16 protein-coding genes are annotated in these 17,172 nt (G+C 43.5%); 6 read left to right on the forward strand and 10 right to left on the reverse strand.

All coding sequences use genetic code 11. The annotated features are described in order from the left end of the window. Positions 1 to 53 precede the first annotated feature (53 nt). Positions 54 to 644 (forward strand): hypothetical protein, encoded by a 591-nt coding sequence (locus tag J5M57_RS04170; RefSeq protein WP_207847592.1) that lies wholly within the window; start codon positions 54 to 56, stop codon positions 642 to 644. Positions 645 to 649: 5 nt separating this feature from the next. On the opposite strand, the gene J5M57_RS04175 is transcribed toward J5M57_RS04170, so the two are convergent. The 3 genes from J5M57_RS04175 to J5M57_RS04185 are packed head-to-tail and all read right to left on the reverse strand — an operon-like array spanning position 650 to position 3,728. Then, positions 650 to 1,933: a Y-family DNA polymerase gene (locus J5M57_RS04175; RefSeq protein WP_207847594.1), complete on the reverse strand. Its 1,284-nt coding sequence runs from the start codon at positions 1,931 to 1,933 to the stop codon at positions 650 to 652. Positions 1,934 to 1,936: 3 nt separating this feature from the next. Then, positions 1,937 to 2,830, reverse strand: a complete 894-nt coding sequence (locus J5M57_RS04180) for an abortive infection family protein (RefSeq protein ID WP_207847596.1) — start codon at positions 2,828 to 2,830, stop codon at positions 1,937 to 1,939. After that, positions 2,823 to 3,728 carry an abortive infection family protein gene (locus J5M57_RS04185; protein ID WP_124399783.1) on the reverse strand — a complete coding sequence of 302 codons (906 nt, stop codon included), beginning with the start codon at positions 3,726 to 3,728 and terminating at the stop codon, positions 2,823 to 2,825. The genes J5M57_RS04180 and J5M57_RS04185 overlap by 8 nt, the downstream gene beginning before the upstream one ends. Positions 3,729 to 4,429: 701 nt before the next feature. On the opposite strand from J5M57_RS04185, the gene J5M57_RS04195 reads away from it, so the two are divergent. The 5 genes from J5M57_RS04195 to J5M57_RS04215 all read left to right on the forward strand — a co-directional run bounded on the left by J5M57_RS04195 (position 4,430) and on the right by J5M57_RS04215 (position 7,850). Beyond that, complete coding sequence (locus J5M57_RS04195; protein ID WP_207847599.1) at positions 4,430 to 4,717, forward strand: hypothetical protein; 288 nt, start codon at positions 4,430 to 4,432, stop codon at positions 4,715 to 4,717. Positions 4,718 to 4,829: 112 nt separating this feature from the next. Further along, complete coding sequence (locus tag J5M57_RS04200; protein ID WP_207847601.1) at positions 4,830 to 5,705, forward strand: hypothetical protein; 876 nt, start codon at positions 4,830 to 4,832, stop codon at positions 5,703 to 5,705. Further along, complete coding sequence (locus J5M57_RS04205; protein ID WP_207847605.1) at positions 5,702 to 6,553, forward strand: N-6 DNA methylase; 852 nt, start codon at positions 5,702 to 5,704, stop codon at positions 6,551 to 6,553. Before J5M57_RS04200 ends, J5M57_RS04205 begins: the two co-directional genes overlap by 4 nt. 69 nt (positions 6,554 to 6,622) lie before the next feature. Then, a complete protein-coding gene (locus J5M57_RS04210) occupies positions 6,623 to 6,976 on the forward strand; it encodes a hypothetical protein (RefSeq protein ID WP_207847607.1) in 354 nt (117 codons plus the stop codon). A gap of 439 nt (positions 6,977 to 7,415) precedes the next feature. Then, on the forward strand, positions 7,416 to 7,850 hold the full coding sequence (locus tag J5M57_RS04215) for a hypothetical protein (RefSeq protein ID WP_207847610.1): 435 nt from the start codon (positions 7,416 to 7,418) through the stop codon (positions 7,848 to 7,850). A 73-nt stretch (positions 7,851 to 7,923) separates the two neighbouring features. On the opposite strand, the gene J5M57_RS04220 is transcribed toward J5M57_RS04215, so the two are convergent. The 7 genes from J5M57_RS04220 to J5M57_RS04250 all read right to left on the reverse strand — a co-directional run bounded on the left by J5M57_RS04220 (position 7,924) and on the right by J5M57_RS04250 (position 16,917). Continuing rightward, a complete protein-coding gene (locus tag J5M57_RS04220) occupies positions 7,924 to 8,826 on the reverse strand; it encodes a bacteriophage abortive infection AbiH family protein (protein WP_207847611.1) in 903 nt (300 codons plus the stop codon). A gap of 79 nt (positions 8,827 to 8,905) precedes the next feature. Then, positions 8,906 to 9,916 carry a hypothetical protein gene (locus J5M57_RS04225; protein WP_207847612.1) on the reverse strand — a complete coding sequence of 337 codons (1,011 nt, stop codon included), beginning with the start codon at positions 9,914 to 9,916 and terminating at the stop codon, positions 8,906 to 8,908. A 379-nt stretch (positions 9,917 to 10,295) separates the two neighbouring features. After that, entirely contained in the window at positions 10,296 to 10,604 is a 309-nt protein-coding gene (locus J5M57_RS04230; protein WP_078472300.1) for a hypothetical protein, read from the reverse strand. Further along, the gene (locus J5M57_RS04235; protein ID WP_243435059.1) at positions 10,601 to 13,717 is read right to left on the reverse strand and encodes a hypothetical protein; all 3,117 of its coding nucleotides are present in this window, start codon (positions 13,715 to 13,717) and stop codon (positions 10,601 to 10,603) included. Before J5M57_RS04235 ends, J5M57_RS04230 begins: the two co-directional genes overlap by 4 nt. A 123-nt stretch (positions 13,718 to 13,840) precedes the next feature. After that, positions 13,841 to 14,419 (reverse strand): hypothetical protein, encoded by a 579-nt coding sequence (locus J5M57_RS04240; RefSeq protein ID WP_207847614.1) that lies wholly within the window; start codon positions 14,417 to 14,419, stop codon positions 13,841 to 13,843. 841 nt (positions 14,420 to 15,260) lie between these two features. Beyond that, on the reverse strand, positions 15,261 to 16,388 hold the full coding sequence (locus J5M57_RS04245) for a hypothetical protein (protein WP_207847616.1): 1,128 nt from the start codon (positions 16,386 to 16,388) through the stop codon (positions 15,261 to 15,263). Positions 16,389 to 16,392: 4 nt separating this feature from the next. Beyond that, complete coding sequence (locus J5M57_RS04250; protein WP_207847618.1) at positions 16,393 to 16,917, reverse strand: hypothetical protein; 525 nt, start codon at positions 16,915 to 16,917, stop codon at positions 16,393 to 16,395. Between the last annotated feature and the right edge of the window lie 255 nt (positions 16,918 to 17,172).

Below are 17,172 nucleotides of genomic sequence, written 5' to 3' on the forward strand. Positions count from 1 at the left end.
CCTTTCTTTAAGAAGCTAAATGGTATACTTCAAACATAACAACCAACACCAACATGGATATAGTAAAAGAACTAAAAGATCTGAGAGCAAAATTCGACAACCAACCATGTCAAAAGCTTGTTCCCGAGCTCATCAAAACGAGCTTTATAAAGCTGGGATTTCAAACAAGCGACATTCAATCCGTTCAACCATTTAAGAACCTGATTATAAATGGCAACGACTTTGCTGTTTTTGACAGCATAGATAACACCAATATTCTGCATAAAGCCATACAGACAATAGCTGATGCTATTGGTCGCAACACTTATTTGACCAAACAAGCAGTTCGCTCATTGGGCAATTTACAGCACACAGACAATATCGAAGGAATCACTGCTAATTATTTCAAGCAATCAGGAATCCCCCACACTGGCTTTTGGGATTTGCAGAGAAAATATGAACAAAAAGGGGATGACTACAAGGCGATTATCAAGGCTGATAAAGCGTTTGCCGACCGAGTGTTTGATGGTGTTGGTCCATTCAAAATTGCTTTAAACGACTTTTTCAAAATGAACAATCAACTCACTGTTGATAAATTCGACCAAGCAATTGATAAAGAGCTGACCATTGCCAATTCAAAAAACCGCCGAAAAATGAAGCCTTAAAGGCTTCAGCATTTAACCCTTTTGAGCTGATTCCAGTCAGTGACAAAACTATCTGACAGATAATCCCTTTTCATTCCCCACTGGGGAATGGGTGGTTCCACAGCGAGCCTGATGCTACCCCGACCATAGCGAGCGTTGATCCCATCCAACACCTTCATCAACGTCTCTGAATTTCGCCTGGGCTCCGGTGCAAACAGATCCGGCTGATAGCCGTCACCGCTGACGAACTGGCTCAACACGATTCCAGCTTTGGCATAGCGATAGCCTGGCACGTAGATCTTCTGTAATCCCTCCAGAGCCAGTGCTACGAACTCACGAGTATCGTTACTCGGCACCGGCAAGCCACAGATCGAAGCACGGCTGTAGGGCTTGTCATCGAAGCGGGAGGTTTGGATGAAGACCTGGAGACAGGAAGCAAGCTGCACTTCCGACCGGAGCTTTGCGCATGCCCTACTCGCATATGTGGCAACAGCTTCACGCAGCCCCTGCAGCGAAGTAACACGCTCACCAAAGGATCGAGTGCTTGCAATGGTTTGCTTGGGTTCAGGGGAGTCTTCAAGCGCGTAGCAGCTCACCCCTTCAAGCTCCATCGAAGTCTTTTCCACGTTCACGTTGAACACCTTGCGCAGGCTTTTACGGTCATACCGTGCAAGGTCGATAGCCTTGTTGATTCCCATACCATGAAGGCTTTTAGAGAGCTTTCGGCCTATTCCCCATATCTCATCTACAGGCATCCATTTCAGAAGCTTGTCACGGCGCTCTGCATCCATGAGGACCACGACACCACCAGTTTCCTTCCGCCATTTCTTCGCGCTGAAATTCGCAGCTTTTGCCAAGGTCTTGGTAGGCCCAAACCCTACCCCTACCCCAATTCCGGTTTGCTTTTTCACCGCAGCCTGGATCTCACGCCCAAGCTTCTCCAAGTCGCCCTGGACGCCGGTGAAATCTAGCCAGGACTCATCAATTGAGTACACCTCGATCCGAGGCGCAAACGTCTCTAAAACCCGCATTACACGGTTACTGACTTCTTGGTACAAGGCGTAATTGGATGACACCACACGAAGCCCATGGGACTTCATCAGGTGCTTAATTTCGAAGAACGGCGCGCCCATCTTGATCCCCAGCCCGCCGTTGGCCGTGTCCTTGCTTTTGGCTATTGGACAGCGGGAAACGACGCAGCCATCTGAGTTCGACAATGCGACCACGGGAACACCGATCAACGTAGGGTCGAAAAGACGCTCTGCGCTCACGTAGAAGCAATCACAATCGACCAGACAGAAGACCGCCATCAATCACCGCCGCTTCAACACAAGGTCGGTATGCTTCATCACAAAGACAGAGGCAACACCGGCAAGATGATTCACTGTCTGAGCTAGATCTGACGTAGGTGGGGTGTATTTATCATCCTTGCCATGAGAGACGCTTTGGGCGTTACGGATGGTCCCTACGCCGAGGAAGATGGTGCCTACTCCACGCATCATTTGCGAGGTGGCTTCGTCGATAACCGAGGACTTTTTCAGGATGTCCAAAACCTTGCTACCAAGCTTCTCAATCGCGTCTTTCTGGTAGCCCGTTTCACCTAGAGATTTGAGACACGCTTTCAGTACTGTCTCAATGTGGCTGCAGCTCAACGTGATGGAAAGCTCTGGATCAGTCAGCACACATCCCCGAGCTTTCAACCAGGAATCCGAGAGCATTTTATTGCCCTGGAAGAGCCCATCGAGATCGGCATCCATCGCGGCCTTCTCGACCGTGACAAACTGAGAAAGCGACTGAACCACAGAGGCCGTTTTCAGGTACTCCCGATCAAGGTTAACCAGGAGATCAGCTACCAGTGAATTCAGAACCTTATGGTCACTGATACGCCTGTGCAGGTCAGTGTCCGCTTTGTCCAATGGGCAAAGGGTCCAGTAATCCTCTTCGCTTGGACAAGGAACCTGTTTCCATCCAATCATTAGCTCCCGTCCAGTGAATGCGAGATAACAAGCTGTGTGCCCCATCGGCTCATGTTCTTGGTCGAGAATTTCATCAAACACTACGGTCTCACTGTTACCACCACAGCCAAGACCTTCAACCAAATCGAGAAGCTTTCGTTCAAACGCTCTCAACCCAAGCAACAGTTGCAGGTTTTCGTTTTTGACCTTTGCTGATCGAGCTGCCAGCTCAGAAAATCCGTCATCACTCATTTTGGTCTGCCACCATTCGCTCTTTGAGTCTTTCAAGAATATAGATTGCAGCAGCACCAACTAAATTGTTGACCAATCGAGCATCATTTTGACTAACTTTTTTATCGCCGCCATGTGCCGTACTAAAATGAGTTCTAAAAGAACCGGTGCCTACACCGATCGACTTGATTCCGCCGAAAAGTTTTTCGATGTCGCCTTTAGCTTCTTTCCCCTCCACTGTGCTAGGAAATGGAAAGTCTTTGACGACTGCAGCCACTAATTCAGGTGCAGTTTTAGTCCCTGGCAAAGGCAAATCTCTTTGTTCTAAATAATGTCGGCATATAGACTCGAGAAATCTATTGCTGTGATTAAGCGAATCGCTCGGATCTGTCGCGACCTTCAGCCGCGCCTGTGCCCATTGTTTCTCGAAATATTGACCCTTCATCAGGCCGGTCAGATCTTCCTGCATTGCTTCAGCTTGGACGTCCGTAAACTCAGAAAGCTGCCTAACAGCGCTTTTAGCTTCACCAAGAAAATCATTCAGTTTAGATTCAACGGCGGACCAAATCGAATTTATGGATTCAGCAGAGGAATATTTAACTATATCCTCTTCACTCAACTCGCTCAAATGCTTAGACGTATAGTACCTTTCTTCTTCATTACCGTAATTGTAAGCATCTTCTAAAGAGGATGAAGAAAGCGCGCGAATTTGTTCACCATCAAAGGTCAGAAATCCATACTCGTAATCGTCGAGTCCGATATTACCCAAGCCAACACGGCAACCGCTTGCGTAAAGACGCACTCCATGAACCGCTTCACGAAGATCTTTCTCAACTGATTCCAGCCCAATACGGACCTCACTGCGAGATTCCTGTACAAGCGTCGCCAGCCGTTCAATGGCTTCTTTCCTGGTTGTCATAACGCACTCATTTATCGAGACACACGGTGTAGGTTGTGCAGGACGATACCCCACAGCTCGATGTCTTCCCACTCTCCCACCTCAATGCTTGCATTGAGGGGATTGTGGGCCAGCAGAACGGGCGATTTGCCTAGCCGCTCTCTGTACTCTTTACAGCAGAAATCAGCCCCAATGACCACGACCACAATGTCACCATCCAAAGGCTCTAGAGCCTTGTCCACAACCAACACGTCACCATCGTAGATCCCAATCCCCTGCAGGGAATCACCGTCAGCACGTAGCAGCCAGCGAGACGGCTCACGTAGACACACCAGTTCATCCAGGCTCAAAGGCGGTTCGGAGTACTCCAAGGCTGGGGACGGAAACCCACACGAAACCCTGCCCACGATGGGCTTTCGCAGAGGATCTACAGGGGGATTGATAGGACCGAGGATGGAGAACATGGGGGCTTGCTCATACTGTACATGCAAACAGTATGGCGCGACGTGCAAGCAGCCGACAAGCGACCTACAGATCCGTCCGACAGACGAGCTTCGAAAAAGCCTAACAGACGTATTCAGACGAAACGCGAACAGCGATACCAAAGCTGAAAAGAATTAATTGACGAAAGATTATTTATTTAACGCAAAATTCAAAAAAACTAAATGGTATAATATGCCTACAAAAGGAATAAACCTTTTATCAACAGGCCGGAGACAAGAATGATAGTTAGCATACAAGAATCATCAAAAGAAATTAAAACACCAAAGGAACTTGAACCGTATTTAAATATACAAACCGACAAAGAAGGAAAAATAGGAATTACGATTTTAGATTCAAAAATACTTGGAGAAAAATATACACTTGAATTCATGAGACTAGTTAAAGAGGTATCAATATTGAACCACCATAACAATCATAGAAGCATAGAGCTACGTGAATATGATAGCGAAGATTACAAACTGCAAAAGACCGCATATCAGAAGTTTTACCAAAGCAAAATTAAATAAGCCCTGTGGGGCTTTCTTATAATCAAACGCCGAACCAATACTATAATAATAATCTTGACAACCACATTTAATTCGATCTATATTTTCGCCGTCATTACTGAACAGGTGAAAAATGAATGAATTAAAAAACCAAATCGAAACTCTTAGAAAAACCATATTTAAGATTTACGAAAATCATCCTGAAAACGATAGAACAAACCAAGAAAACTCATTCAGGCTGTTCGTTAAAGGTGCACTGAATATTCAGCTAAATCGCTTCATCGAACGGTACAAGCGATTGGGTTTGTCAGACGCAGAAACTATGCAATGCATAGTAATCCACCCTTCCCTTTACGAAATCTCTTCAAAACAGATCGATGATTGCGATTCCGAAGCACTCTGTATCGCAGTGGCACAGTACTTTGAAATCGTATCTAAAGTTCCTGCATACACTGACGTTCTGTCACTTCTCCTAGAAAGCATACTGTTGGTTGGCAAGCGCGGGAAAGGACTCGGCCAGTGTCTGACACCTCCAAGCCTCGCAAGCGGATGCTCCGAACTCATGCCTATGCAGACAGACCAGCCATTCAAGCTTATGGAAATGTGCTGCGGGGCTGGTGCATTAGTGTTGGCACCACTGCAGCAAATGATGAAGCGAAATCCCCATCACGCGAAAAATGCCACTGTCATAGCGAACGACATTGACCCATTCATGTGCTGCACCACGACCCTCCAGATCATTGCCAACACCGTGATTAACGACATAGACCTTTGCGAGTTCACACAGCACTGCTCAAACGTGATTACAGAGTGGACTTCTGGAAATCCTTACCTCTTCAGGTTCATAACCCCTGCCAAGGTTTACGAATCTCGCGCCAAGACTCGTGAAGAGAAGCTTCGTGCATGTGGCTATTACGAGATATTTGGCTACCCGGCGAATGTCACACCTCTTAGTGATAGCGAAGCCAGGAGCTTACACAGCGCTAAGCAATTGGTAGGTGCAGCATGAGCCTACCTATCGAACAACAAATCAAAGCCCTGAAAGCCTCAATCTTTCAGATCACAAGCCATCAAACCGGTGGCAAACGAGCAAAACGAGATTTGGCCTTATCCATCTTCATCAAATTCAACCTTGGAGTGATGCTGAATCAGCTTGTGGCGCGATACCGTCATTATGGAGCCACTGACCTGGAGCTAACCGAACACGTCTTCATTGACGATACCTACATCTGTCTAGACGCAAAGCTGTTCAGCTCAATCAACCTGGCAGCGTTGGCAAGGTCAGCGCAGATCTACAAAGGGGTTGTAGAAGCCCTACCTGTGTTCTCAGACGTGCTGCAATCGCTCATCGAAGACATATGGCTTGATGACCTGAAGGGCAATGGTTTAGGTCAGTACCTCACTCCACCAGACTTGGCTAATCTGATTGGCAACCTGATAGAGGTGTCCGAATCCGACCAAGATAAGCGCACCAAGTCGTATGTCATACATGATGATTGCAGTGGGGCAGGTAGCTTGACGTTACCAGCAGCACAGAGAGAAGCCAGAGTAGGACGCCACCGCACGCAATTACTCAATTTAATGGTGAACGACATTGACCCATTGATGTGTTGCGCAGCGGCCCTGCAGTTCGTATCGAGCATGGTTATCCATGAGCATGACCTTCATCAGCTGAGAGTCATTTGCTCGAATGCGCTCACAGAGACGAAACCTAATGGTAAGTCGATGGTAGTCATCAAGACTCCTGAAAAGGTTCTCTTGAACGTCAAGCTCGCTCATGACCAGCACATGCAGGAAAAGCTTCAACTGTTCAAACATATGAATTCATTGACCAATAGGATTTTAAGTAAAAGTTAGGGTTATTTTTGTCGAACCCTAACAATTTCAAAATCAAATGGTACGATAATTAAAACAACCATTAAAACCATGAACCTATATGACGAGATTGTAAATCAAGGCTACAAAATAGAAGAGAGGTATTCCAATAAAGGGTATATGCGTGCCTACATCACGAATCAGAGCGATGAAAGGATCGGTTATTACACCGAGTTAAAAAGGACAAGAACCAAAACAGTGCTTACCAAAGACCCGATATTTGAAGAGTACTCAACAGGAATTGGGATTGAAGAAAGCTTAAGATTTCCAAGAAAAGTCAACGGGAATGCTGACCGAGCAATAAAAGAACTTTACCGTAAATTCTTGGTATGGAAAGAAACAGAGACTCTGAACATGAAATTTGAAGAAAGCCTAACCCAGCTATTGAAAATAAAATCAAATTAATTAGGGTTTTTTGCTCTTAACCCTAATTTTTGAAAAAGCAAATGGTACTATATTTATATGGAAGGAAATTACTCATTCCAAAAAAACAGGAGAACAAATCATGAGAACCACAAAAGAACAAAAAATTAAAAACTACATCAATGAAGCGAAACCTGAGCACACCAACTTGTTCGACAGCATCGTAGGCATCCAAGATATTTATTATAATAGCCAAAAGACAATGGTAGTAGAGTACGCTACATTTATAAACGATGACAAAACCATAACAATATGCAGAAATATATTAATCAGAGACGCTGACCTTATTAGACACCATAAGAGGAATTTGCCATATGATCATTTCGACAGAAACATAATTGAAGAATTATAACCTGCAGGCACTTGCCTGCTAACAATACAACATGGGAGCAATTAAGCTACTCAAAACGGAGACAACAACATGAAACCATTAAAAACAATAAATATTCAAGACCTTGCTGATACCAAGTACATTTGCACAATTAGATTTGACGATCAGCAAACGCACTGTTCAAATAACGCACTTTTTGGTACATGCAGCTTGACTCATGGCCACAGAAGAGAGGATGTGCACTTTGAGCTGCTTTACGAATTCATAGTCATAATTGATAAGGAAACCGGCCTGTTAAAGAATTGTGAATATTCAGATTTATTGCACAGAGTCGAATTAACATACAATGAATCCAAAATTGAATTTTATGATTATGAAAGGGAGGTTAAGGTTGAGGACATTACCGAGTACGAAAGCATTTTAATAGAAACATTAGAAGCATCAAGCTTCCTAGATGAATTGGAAAAGCTAGATTTACTTCATGAGCTTGAGTATTTCAAAATGATAGAAGAGTCAAATGACTAATTCATCCCGATTAAAAACAGCCCTTCAGGGCTTTTTTTGGCTTAACAGAAGGAGCTGTAAACCATCCGTCAGATCACATATCAGACCATAGCTTCCAAAACACTTGCTCAGATGGCACACCAAAACCGAGCAAGGCGAGTCGATTTTTCTCATACGAGTCAGGAGACCGGACGGCAACCGTCCAGACAACGCCACGGTCTTTCAGTCCTTTCACAATGGCCTTGAAATACATCTGATCGACTTTCGACAGGCCATGACCCAGAACCACCACTTCCTCAACAGAATCCAATCTCTCAAAGAAATCAGCGTTTTCAGCAATGATTTTTTCAGAAGGCTTGAAGGTCTTTTCAAAGTAGCTATCCAGCTCGTCCAGGGCCTCGGTTAGCCGCGTATCTTGCGTTTCCAGATCAGAGCTATGGTTCAGAGACTGGCGCTCACTAGGTGCCCAACCATGACCAAGAATCAGGTCCGCATTTTCGTCATCGCCCCGTCCATGAATATGCAAAATACGACTATCATCAATTTCGTACACCATCGATAAGGTTGGTGTGTAGTTGAAGGTGAGGTAAAAACCTTGCGAGTCGAGGCTACCAAACCGTACTGGAGCGCTCGCGGCATTTGGTATTGGCAGACCCCTTACCCACTCAGCAAAAAGCGTTTGCAGCCTTGATGAAAGGCCGGATGCGACACGCTCAACCTCATACTGGAAATCATGGTGGCCCGAATCACTCCACTCATCCGAGCTATACGAGGGCATGAAATGCTCGAGGCTCTCGATGATGGAACCTGTGTCCAATTCAGCCAACGCAGTTTCGAGATGCGCCCAGTCTTCCCCCGCTGGTACGAATTCCTCGACCCATCCAAAAACGTCATCGTCATGAAGCTCAACGAATGCTTTGAAGTCCAGGTAGTCAGAGGGAATTCCATGCTGTTTGTCGAAGCCGTTGCCGATGATGTAAAGCGTCTTTGCATCCATACAAGGCATCCAGAAAAATTGAAGAGAACCGCATTATAGGCTTGCAGGCATTCACGGCACTGTGCCCGCGTTGCCCGAATCACTCCCGGCTAAAACGACCTTTCACCCATTGCCAAAAGCCCTTCTTTTTCTCAACGACTAGCTGATCACAAGCTTGCTTCAATTCCAGCTCCTTGCGATCAAGCGTGGCTTTCAGGTCGGAAGATTTGCCCTCCAGTTCAGTGAGTTCTGAACTCGATTTCTGCCAAAGGCCATGAGCTTTTACAAGCCTGCTGTGAGTGACATTAAGCTCTTCATCCTTGGCAGAAATCTTTTCCTCAAGGAGCGCACAGGCAAGTTGGGCGTTAGCCACCACCCCCTTGAGCTTGTCAGATTGAGCAGAGGCAAATTCACGATGGTATTTGGTGCTGACCGGATCAGAAATAATCTTGGCGAAGACCTTTTGAGAAAGCAGCTGTTTTGTCTTGGCAAATCGTCTCTCAAGGCTACCTTCAATATCGTCCTGGCGAATGTGCTGCTCGACTCTCAAACCTGGCCCCACCTTTACCTCAATGATGGGTACGCAATGCGCCTCAAAATCATTGATTTTAGGACGTTCGCACTGATGCTCCACCCACACCTCAATGGCGACCTTCCCACCCCATTTATCATAGTAGGGGTTGTCCTCTGTGAACTCTCCGTAGAGGTCAGGGTAGTAAGTGCGTCCATTGCCAAAGCGAAGCTCTGCTTCGTCAGCTACGAGCCTTGTGAACTTGAACGGCACCATCTGGTTGCCAAAGACGAAATTGATGGTTTCGAGTTGCGCCAATGCAGCGATTACGAAAGCATGGGAAATGGACTCTCCGTCACTATCCGAATTTCCACCAGGTGCCTTGTCGAGGTTTTTGTATCTGAACCAACCGTTTTTAACAGCCACCATCGGCTTCCGCTTAAGCTCGCGTGAGTGAGTGCTGTAGAAGGACAAAGACTCAAAATACTGGTAGTTCTCACGCTTGATCTTCAACGCTTGCCAGATGAAAAAAAGCTTGTATCTGCCATCTTCACGATTGACAAATCCATTCACATCTTTTGCACAAGCCCAAATTTTCATACTGAACCCAGGGGTTTCCTTTCCAAAAATGACTAGCTGTTGCGGGACTGTACAACACCAGGGCGAGCCCTTACAAAAGGGCGAACGGGAGCTTACCTACCAGCCACGGTGAAGGGTTCAACATCTTCACCAAGAAGCGCCCGCAACACGTTCGTCATCTCCCCTTCCCCTAGGGTGAACGCTACTGCAGAACAGCTCACAGGCCATGCCACACGATTAACACCAACCAGGGAAGCCACATCCACAGCGCTAGGTATCACAGAAACAGGCCAAGGCTGTACAGCGGCACTAGAGAGTCGATGACTGCCAGCACTGGCCGACGCCAAGCTCAAGGCAAGGAAACAGCACAGAAAGGCTCTGGTGAAACCGTTAACGTGCTTCACAAATCACCTATCCCAAGCTTTTCAAGTTTCTGCCTTTTGATCTCATTCTTGCGAGCCATTTCCAACCCTATCAACTTCTCATTGTGGTCAATCACAGCTCGATTTTTAGCATCATGCTCTTCAATCTTTTTGTCTAAATTCTGATTGATGCGTACACCAAGCAGAAAGACTAAAAACAATATCGCGCAAGCGAATGCCGTAATCAGAGCTGGACCAACACTGAAGACCTCCCACACCTTCAAAACACCTAGGAAAATTACGAATATAAAAAGGCCATATTGCTTTGGTTTTGTTTTCTCACTCATGCTTCACCTTCTGTTGTTGTTGAGTTTTTACGTTCTTCTTCTGAGAACTGCTTGCGAATTTCTTCCTTTCTTTTTCTATTCTCAACATCATAGCTTTTAGCCCATGCGTTATTCTTCACCACTTTATCAAATGCGTTACCTAGCATTGGTATGCCTGCGTGAAGAGCATTTTGCAATTGTGGGTGCATGATGAAAGCTTGCATTCTAGAAACAGAATCATCGTGAATGGCATCTTCATTCGATATAGTTTTCATCACTCTATTGAATGAGTCGATTCCGTGCTTATAAATCATGAACAACGTGTAGATTGCGTAAACCACAACCATGAGAATCGAAAGAATATCTCCAATGAATGTTCCGTCGCTCATGCCAAGGATTCCCCAAATCACGGCTCTAGCGTCTAGATTATTACCCATGAAATTCATTACAAGCATAAACAACATCAAGATCATCATGAAAGAAATAAGGTAAACGAATTTCCAGCCCATGATTTTGATGAACTCACTGTCGCCGCTTATGGTTGAATAGCTGAGAAGAACCGGCACTTCTATAAATTTGAAGAAAATCACGAAATAGACGAATTTAATCAATTGCCCCAAAATCATGAAAAACATGAGCATTGGCATTATGTATTTGCAAAAGAAACCCAAGGCAGCAAAGACATATCCAAGCGGTAAATACGCCGACATTATAATATCCATCGACTTAACGACTATCTGAAGGGTTTTACCACTTAACGTTCCTAAGAACTTCGCAAGCTTACCTGTAAACTTACTTGTGTTAATTCCAGCAGAAGACGACGAATCACTGTTACCAATTAATTCCATCAAACCATCAAGCGCACCATCAGCAGCCCCTGTAAGTGCCTTGATTAATATAATGTTCACACCGAAATCAAACATTTCAGAGCCCAGTTTGTACATACCCGCAGCCAAACCAATATGGTAGTTATTCTCGCAGCTTTGAGGATTTGAAGCACATTGAGCACGACCTTTAGGAATAGACAAGCTAGGATCGAAACCGGCCATTTCTTTAATTGACGTAAAATCTAATCCTATCATCTCAAAAATCAGTTTATATAAATCGATCTTACTAAGAAAACTGTCGTTTTCCGTCAACGTCGAAGGCGTGATGTTCATGATCGGAGAAAGGTAAAGACCTTTGTAATCGACTGGTGCGAAAGGTGTCAGGTTACAGGCACCATCTGCGCCATTAGGCTTAACATCAGTGATTCCACACAAGATCTTTTTGTTTACATAATCATAATTCTTCACATCAGCATTATCCCAATACACAAAGAAAGAATTCTTGAGTATTTGTGAACTGAGATTTTTATTGCTTTCGAATTGTGTAATTGATTGAGTAGACAAAGCAGCACCTAATATTCCCCTTTGAACATTTGAAAGCACTTCATAAGTGAGAATATCCAAGCCTTCTTTATTTTCCTGTAGAGCCTTCTTCACGCCAATGTAAAAAAGATCATAGGCACGATTAAATGCCGTCAAATAGGCTAATTGTTTTGCTTTGAATTTTTTGGCATCAGATTCGTTTGGGCTACCGAGAATTTCTATCTTTAATGATGAGGCATTGAGGGTCGCGCACTGCATATCAAAATCTATGCCTTGCATACGATTTAAATCACGCCCTTTCGTGTCATTTGGCAATTCATTGAATACTGCAATCGCACGTCTAGAAGCCTCATGCTCAAACCAATGTGTAGTGCAGTACTCATCAAGCTTCGCCCGGACAATAGTGTTTTTAAACGCATTGAGGATATTTCTAAACGAAGCACCATTTTTATCAAAATCATGCCCCATATATCCAGACAAAATATTGGCTGCAAACTTAGCTTTTATGACTTCGGCATCTGCTGATTTACTAACACCTATTTGATCAATCTCAAGAATACCCATCAGCTCTTTGGTTTTAGCATAAGAATCATCTACTATAGATTGTTCTTCTACCTCAAATTTTCCATCAACAACATTCATTGATGAGGTTTGAAAATAATCATCATTGATTTGAGCGTAGTATTTTTTACCAAGCTTGAAAGCGTTATTAAGATATGTCGAAGAACCTCCCAACATCTCTGTACTAGCCTTTGCCCCTTTTTCGAACATCGACTTCATCGTGCCGTCATTAAGACTTTGACCAGTAAGAGTTTCAACATCACCACCATTTGATCCAATAACGAATTTACCTGCGCTCGCTGGGTATCCTTTCAATGCCCTATCGCTCATAGAGTAATCAGCAGTCTTTCTCATTGGATAGTTGTGGACTTCATTTACCAAGTTAACGATATTTTTTATATTTGTAGTAACATCAACATTGACACTATCTATCCAAGAGTTTTCTTCTTTGGAAATTTCCAATCCGCTTTCAGCGATTATTTTAAGCATCCCTTCTTTCGTATAGCCTGCTTCTCCAAGAGCAATACGATTATTTGCGAAAAGAGCATCTATTGTTCTTGTGTCTTCAGTTGCAATATCGTTAATACGTTCGACGTTTGCAGAAAAAACCATTTTTTCTTCAGGTCTGATTACGTTGTAATCATCGACCTTTGAAAGCTTGCCCAAACTGTCTGCAAGCAATTCTTTGTTGGAAAACATAATTGATATTGTAGCAAACAGTAGTGCAAACATGCTAAATGTCCAGGGCGAGACTATTAACATGACGATGGAGACGATACGGGTAGTGTTATTCTTCAACGATGCTTGAATGCTTTGGCTTTGATACCAGTCGACCAAAAACCTATACACAATATAACCAGTTAAAGCGCCAACAATGATTATTATCATGTTCCACATATAAGACGTAAACGCATCAAGCACTGGGTTTGGTGTGGAAAAATGATCTTCACTCATACCGCCGCTTTTAAGAATCGGCTTAATGGTAGATAAGGCGGTAGAGTTCCCACCTTCAAGAGAATAAATAACGCTTAAGGCTTGGTCTTCATTACAGCTGAATAACCCAGGTGTGATTTGTGAGGCAAGCCCTTTAGATTGAGGGGTTGCCGTTTTCATCACTTCACAAAGGTTTGAATATTCGAAAGCATGTGATTGGGAGCCAACCAGCATGAGGAAAAGCATTGCCAGAATTTTGAATTGACGCATTAGGTTTTGGATTTGTTTTCTTAATTATACCATTTCGGACACTTGAGTTAGCTGTTAGGCATATTCTTTGTTTTTCATTCATAAAAAAAGGCCGCACATGCAGCCCATTGATTCCATCGCACATTACTTAGTAGTGATGCTTACAATCTGCCCGTATGCCTGTGACTGGACACCATTGAGCTTGGCCGACCACAAGCACACAGGAACGCCTAAAACGATCAAGCCGACCCAAGCAGGCAATCCAACGAACCCCACAGCAGCGACAAGCAGTGACGGGGCAAGGAAGCACACAGCAGCATCCTTGATGACCAATTTCCTTTCGTTGATGTACTCACCAGGTGAAAGAATATCTCCCGATAGGATCTCGCCAGCCTGCTTCAGAGCGCCACTGAATCCGCCTGTATACCAAGCATCCTTTATAGCGCATTTCGTTCTGAGAGCTGCCAAGGAGAACGTACCAAGCAAGAACAATAGGAACGTCATCGTGAAGATGTAGAAAAGGAAGCTGGGGTTCAAGGGTTCTTTTATGAAGAATGAGATATTGGACTTGATAACGAATCCTCCAAGAAACGCTATAGGCAGGATGCGAACAAGGTTCATGCCTACCCCTTGAAGGAGATTCCTTTTTACGTGCAGTAGACTTTTGATTTCTGAATCTGTTGGTTGATTTTTCATTTGTAGTAAAGTTTGTTTATGCTCCAATTATACCATTCCCAAAAAACAAAACCGCCAGTAAAGGCGATTTAATTAATTCTGGAGAAAACACAAAGATTTAGATTCCGAAATAACACGAAACTATGCCGAAAAGCGCGACTGAAAAAAATACGGGCAGCATCATCGTGTGAATAACGAACGGTTTTAGCTTTGAAAAAAATGGCACATACAAAAGGACAAGAGACAAAATTACAATAGCAGATGCAGGATATATTAAATCTTGAGAAGCAATCATCAAACAATGCGCAACATAATGAATGGACCCGCCGATGACATCATATATAATCGCAAAAAATGCTTTAGCCCCATCAAACAATAGACCTATTGCAAACAGCATTATTAAAAGAGAAACTAATAAAAACTGAAACTTTTTGATTCTGGAAATTTTCATAAATAGCAGAGTTTGTTTATGCTCTAATTATACCATTATCTAAAAGCAAAACCGCCAGTTAAGGCGGCTTTATTATTGCTTAAACTTATCAGGAATAACGGCCATTCCTAAAGCTTAAAAACAACATTGGAACATACACCACAACTAAACCAAGGATGCAGAATATTGACGCAGGGTAAATAAATACATCCAGAAACCCAGTAAGGTTTTGAAGCGTATATTTTAAAGCAGCAACCATAGCATTAGATACGAGCCCTATTCTTTCTGCTGCTCCGTTAAACAGAGTATTAATCGAGAGCAATCCGATAAAAATAGATACAACTGATAATTGCATTACTTGGGTTTTTGTAATTTTCATAATTAGTAAAGTTTGTTTTATAAGCGAATTATACCACGCCGAAAATTCAAACTTGACCTTAAGGAGATATATTTTCGAAATTAATTATTTATGCCGTTTTCAATCTCTCTCAGCTTAGTAAAATATTCATCCACAACCGTAAACTCATAAGAGTTAAGTGAAACCTTATCCTTTACTAAATGCAGCTCATCAAGAAACTTTTGAATCATTTCTTTATAGGCTCGCGAGTCTTTTAGCTCGTTAACTTTCAGCTTCGAACTGAATAGAATATTAAGCTTTTGCCAAGCTTCTAAGAACATTCGCTGACCGTCTGTATCCTTGGCTTGGTCAATCCAAAAATGAAGCCTAGCAAGCTCATCAATCATCTTAATTTTTTTGATCGGAACAAGCCCATGCTTTGCAGCATAGCGGCCTTCAAAATTCTGCATCAAGGCTTTGCGCAACTGAGAGCTTTCAGCCTTGTGATCGATGCTAGGAACCGTCGCATTACCTGTGAACGCAAGGAAAGCATTCAGGATAGTCGTAACACGGTTCACGTACTCATTCATCGAGTAGATATTGATACCGAAGTTGAACCCTTCAAGCTCCATGTCGCCATCATATTCAGCATCAACATTCAGGAAACTCAGAGCGTTAGGCATCATTATCAAATGCTTCACAAGGAATTCAGTTTCTACATGGAACCACTCATTTTTTTCAAGCATGTATTTCAACATTTCATAGCTTGAAAACATATCAGATAAGTCACCGACCTTTGCCAATTGACCACTCACGATCTGAACCCTGAACGAGCATTCTAAAGGCGAGTTATGAGGGAAAATATTGTGGTACAGCTTATCTTGATCTTTGAACTTTATTTTATTATCTAGGCTCTCTTCAATCTCGTTTAGGCGCTCAAAAAAAAGCTTGCGGTGATTCACGTACTGCTCAAACGTGAGTGCTTCAATTTGCTTGCTCGTGACCTTCTGCTGCTCCTTAAATTGTGCATTGAGGAACAACAATGTTGCGATGGTTGCAGTGGTTCCAAACAAGGTGAATACACCAGCCAGCATCGAGCCAAAGCTACTCCACGCTGTGTGGTCATGTGAGCGAGGTCCGAGGCTAACCCCATAGGTAATGAAGATAACCAAAATGAACAATAGGCCAACACCTATGACACCGGAAATCCATGGGTACTCACAGATGTTTTTCCACCATTTGTTTAACATACGATTACCTCATTATTAATACAATGTAGAACCACAAAATAAAACCAACAGCAATACCAATAGTCACCTTGACGAATATTTTTCTAAACTCTGGAGTTAAGTTTTCAGTTAGTGCAGATTTGTATAAATAGTTCAGAGCGAGCCACAGCGCGAATGCACCTAAAATCCACATGTAGGTATTCATTACCAAACCGGAATAAACCAACTCATTACCAACATAGAATCCGGCAGAACCAAACCCTATATCAGTAGCGACATTTGATAGGAAAAGAAGAATCTTCACAAAAAAATTTCGCGCTTTACCATCATCAAAATATCGAGAAATCGAGGCTAAGAAAATACATAAAGCCCCACCGCCGACACCAAAATAAAGATTTACTACTGATACATTATTATCAATCAGTATTTTGAAACCGACACTAGCGCAGATGTACCCTATAGCCATCGTTAAAAGAAATGGATAAATAGAAACCCTCTGGTTTTCCAAAAAGTAATTTTTAGGCTTGCATTGGCAGTTTGCTTCGTTCATTAACGTTCCTTGTTTTTACGTCGATTGAAGCCGTGAGTTTACCCAATGTGATGGCAGACAGACAGCATTACCATTCTCCCAGGAGCAGAGCCAACCACACATCCCACCAGCCGATCCAAGGGCACACCAGCGTCACCCAGTCCAACCTCCAAGTTGGATCTGACTGAAAGCTCTTACCGCTTCTGGATCACGTACACGAACCATCCAGACACAGCCGATTCCGGCCACGGCCAACAGACCAGGTAGGGATGCTGA

Origin of the sequence: Pseudomonas sp. 86_A, assembly GCF_017491705.1 — a bacterium.
GTDB lineage: Bacteria > Pseudomonadota > Gammaproteobacteria > Pseudomonadales > Pseudomonadaceae > Aquipseudomonas > Aquipseudomonas koreensis.

Bases quoted from the DNA above. Each gene is read 5' to 3' on its own strand.
- J5M57_RS04185 (WP_124399783.1), bottom strand. From the start codon at position 3,728: ATGACAACCAGGAAAGAAGCCATTGAACGGCTGGCGACGCTTGTACAG.
- J5M57_RS04230 (WP_078472300.1), bottom strand. From the start codon at position 10,604: ATGAGTGAGAAAACAAAACCAAAGCAATATGGCCTTTTTATATTCGTA.
- J5M57_RS04175 (WP_207847594.1), bottom strand. From the start codon at position 1,933: ATGGCGGTCTTCTGTCTGGTCGATTGTGATTGCTTCTACGTGAGCGCA.
- J5M57_RS04210 (WP_207847607.1), top strand. From the start codon at position 6,623: ATGAACCTATATGACGAGATTGTAAATCAAGGCTACAAAATAGAAGAG.
- J5M57_RS04205 (WP_207847605.1), top strand. From the start codon at position 5,702: ATGAGCCTACCTATCGAACAACAAATCAAAGCCCTGAAAGCCTCAATC.
- J5M57_RS04245 (WP_207847616.1), bottom strand. From the start codon at position 16,388: ATGTTAAACAAATGGTGGAAAAACATCTGTGAGTACCCATGGATTTCC.
- J5M57_RS04250 (WP_207847618.1), bottom strand. From the start codon at position 16,917: ATGAACGAAGCAAACTGCCAATGCAAGCCTAAAAATTACTTTTTGGAA.
- J5M57_RS04200 (WP_207847601.1), top strand. From the start codon at position 4,830: ATGAATGAATTAAAAAACCAAATCGAAACTCTTAGAAAAACCATATTT.
- J5M57_RS04235 (WP_243435059.1), bottom strand. From the start codon at position 13,717: ATGCGTCAATTCAAAATTCTGGCAATGCTTTTCCTCATGCTGGTTGGC.
- J5M57_RS04215 (WP_207847610.1), top strand. From the start codon at position 7,416: ATGAAACCATTAAAAACAATAAATATTCAAGACCTTGCTGATACCAAG.
- J5M57_RS04220 (WP_207847611.1), bottom strand. From the start codon at position 8,826: ATGGATGCAAAGACGCTTTACATCATCGGCAACGGCTTCGACAAACAG.
- J5M57_RS04195 (WP_207847599.1), top strand. From the start codon at position 4,430: ATGATAGTTAGCATACAAGAATCATCAAAAGAAATTAAAACACCAAAG.
- J5M57_RS04170 (WP_207847592.1), top strand. From the start codon at position 54: ATGGATATAGTAAAAGAACTAAAAGATCTGAGAGCAAAATTCGACAAC.
- J5M57_RS04225 (WP_207847612.1), bottom strand. From the start codon at position 9,916: ATGAAAATTTGGGCTTGTGCAAAAGATGTGAATGGATTTGTCAATCGT.
- J5M57_RS04180 (WP_207847596.1), bottom strand. From the start codon at position 2,830: ATGAGTGATGACGGATTTTCTGAGCTGGCAGCTCGATCAGCAAAGGTC.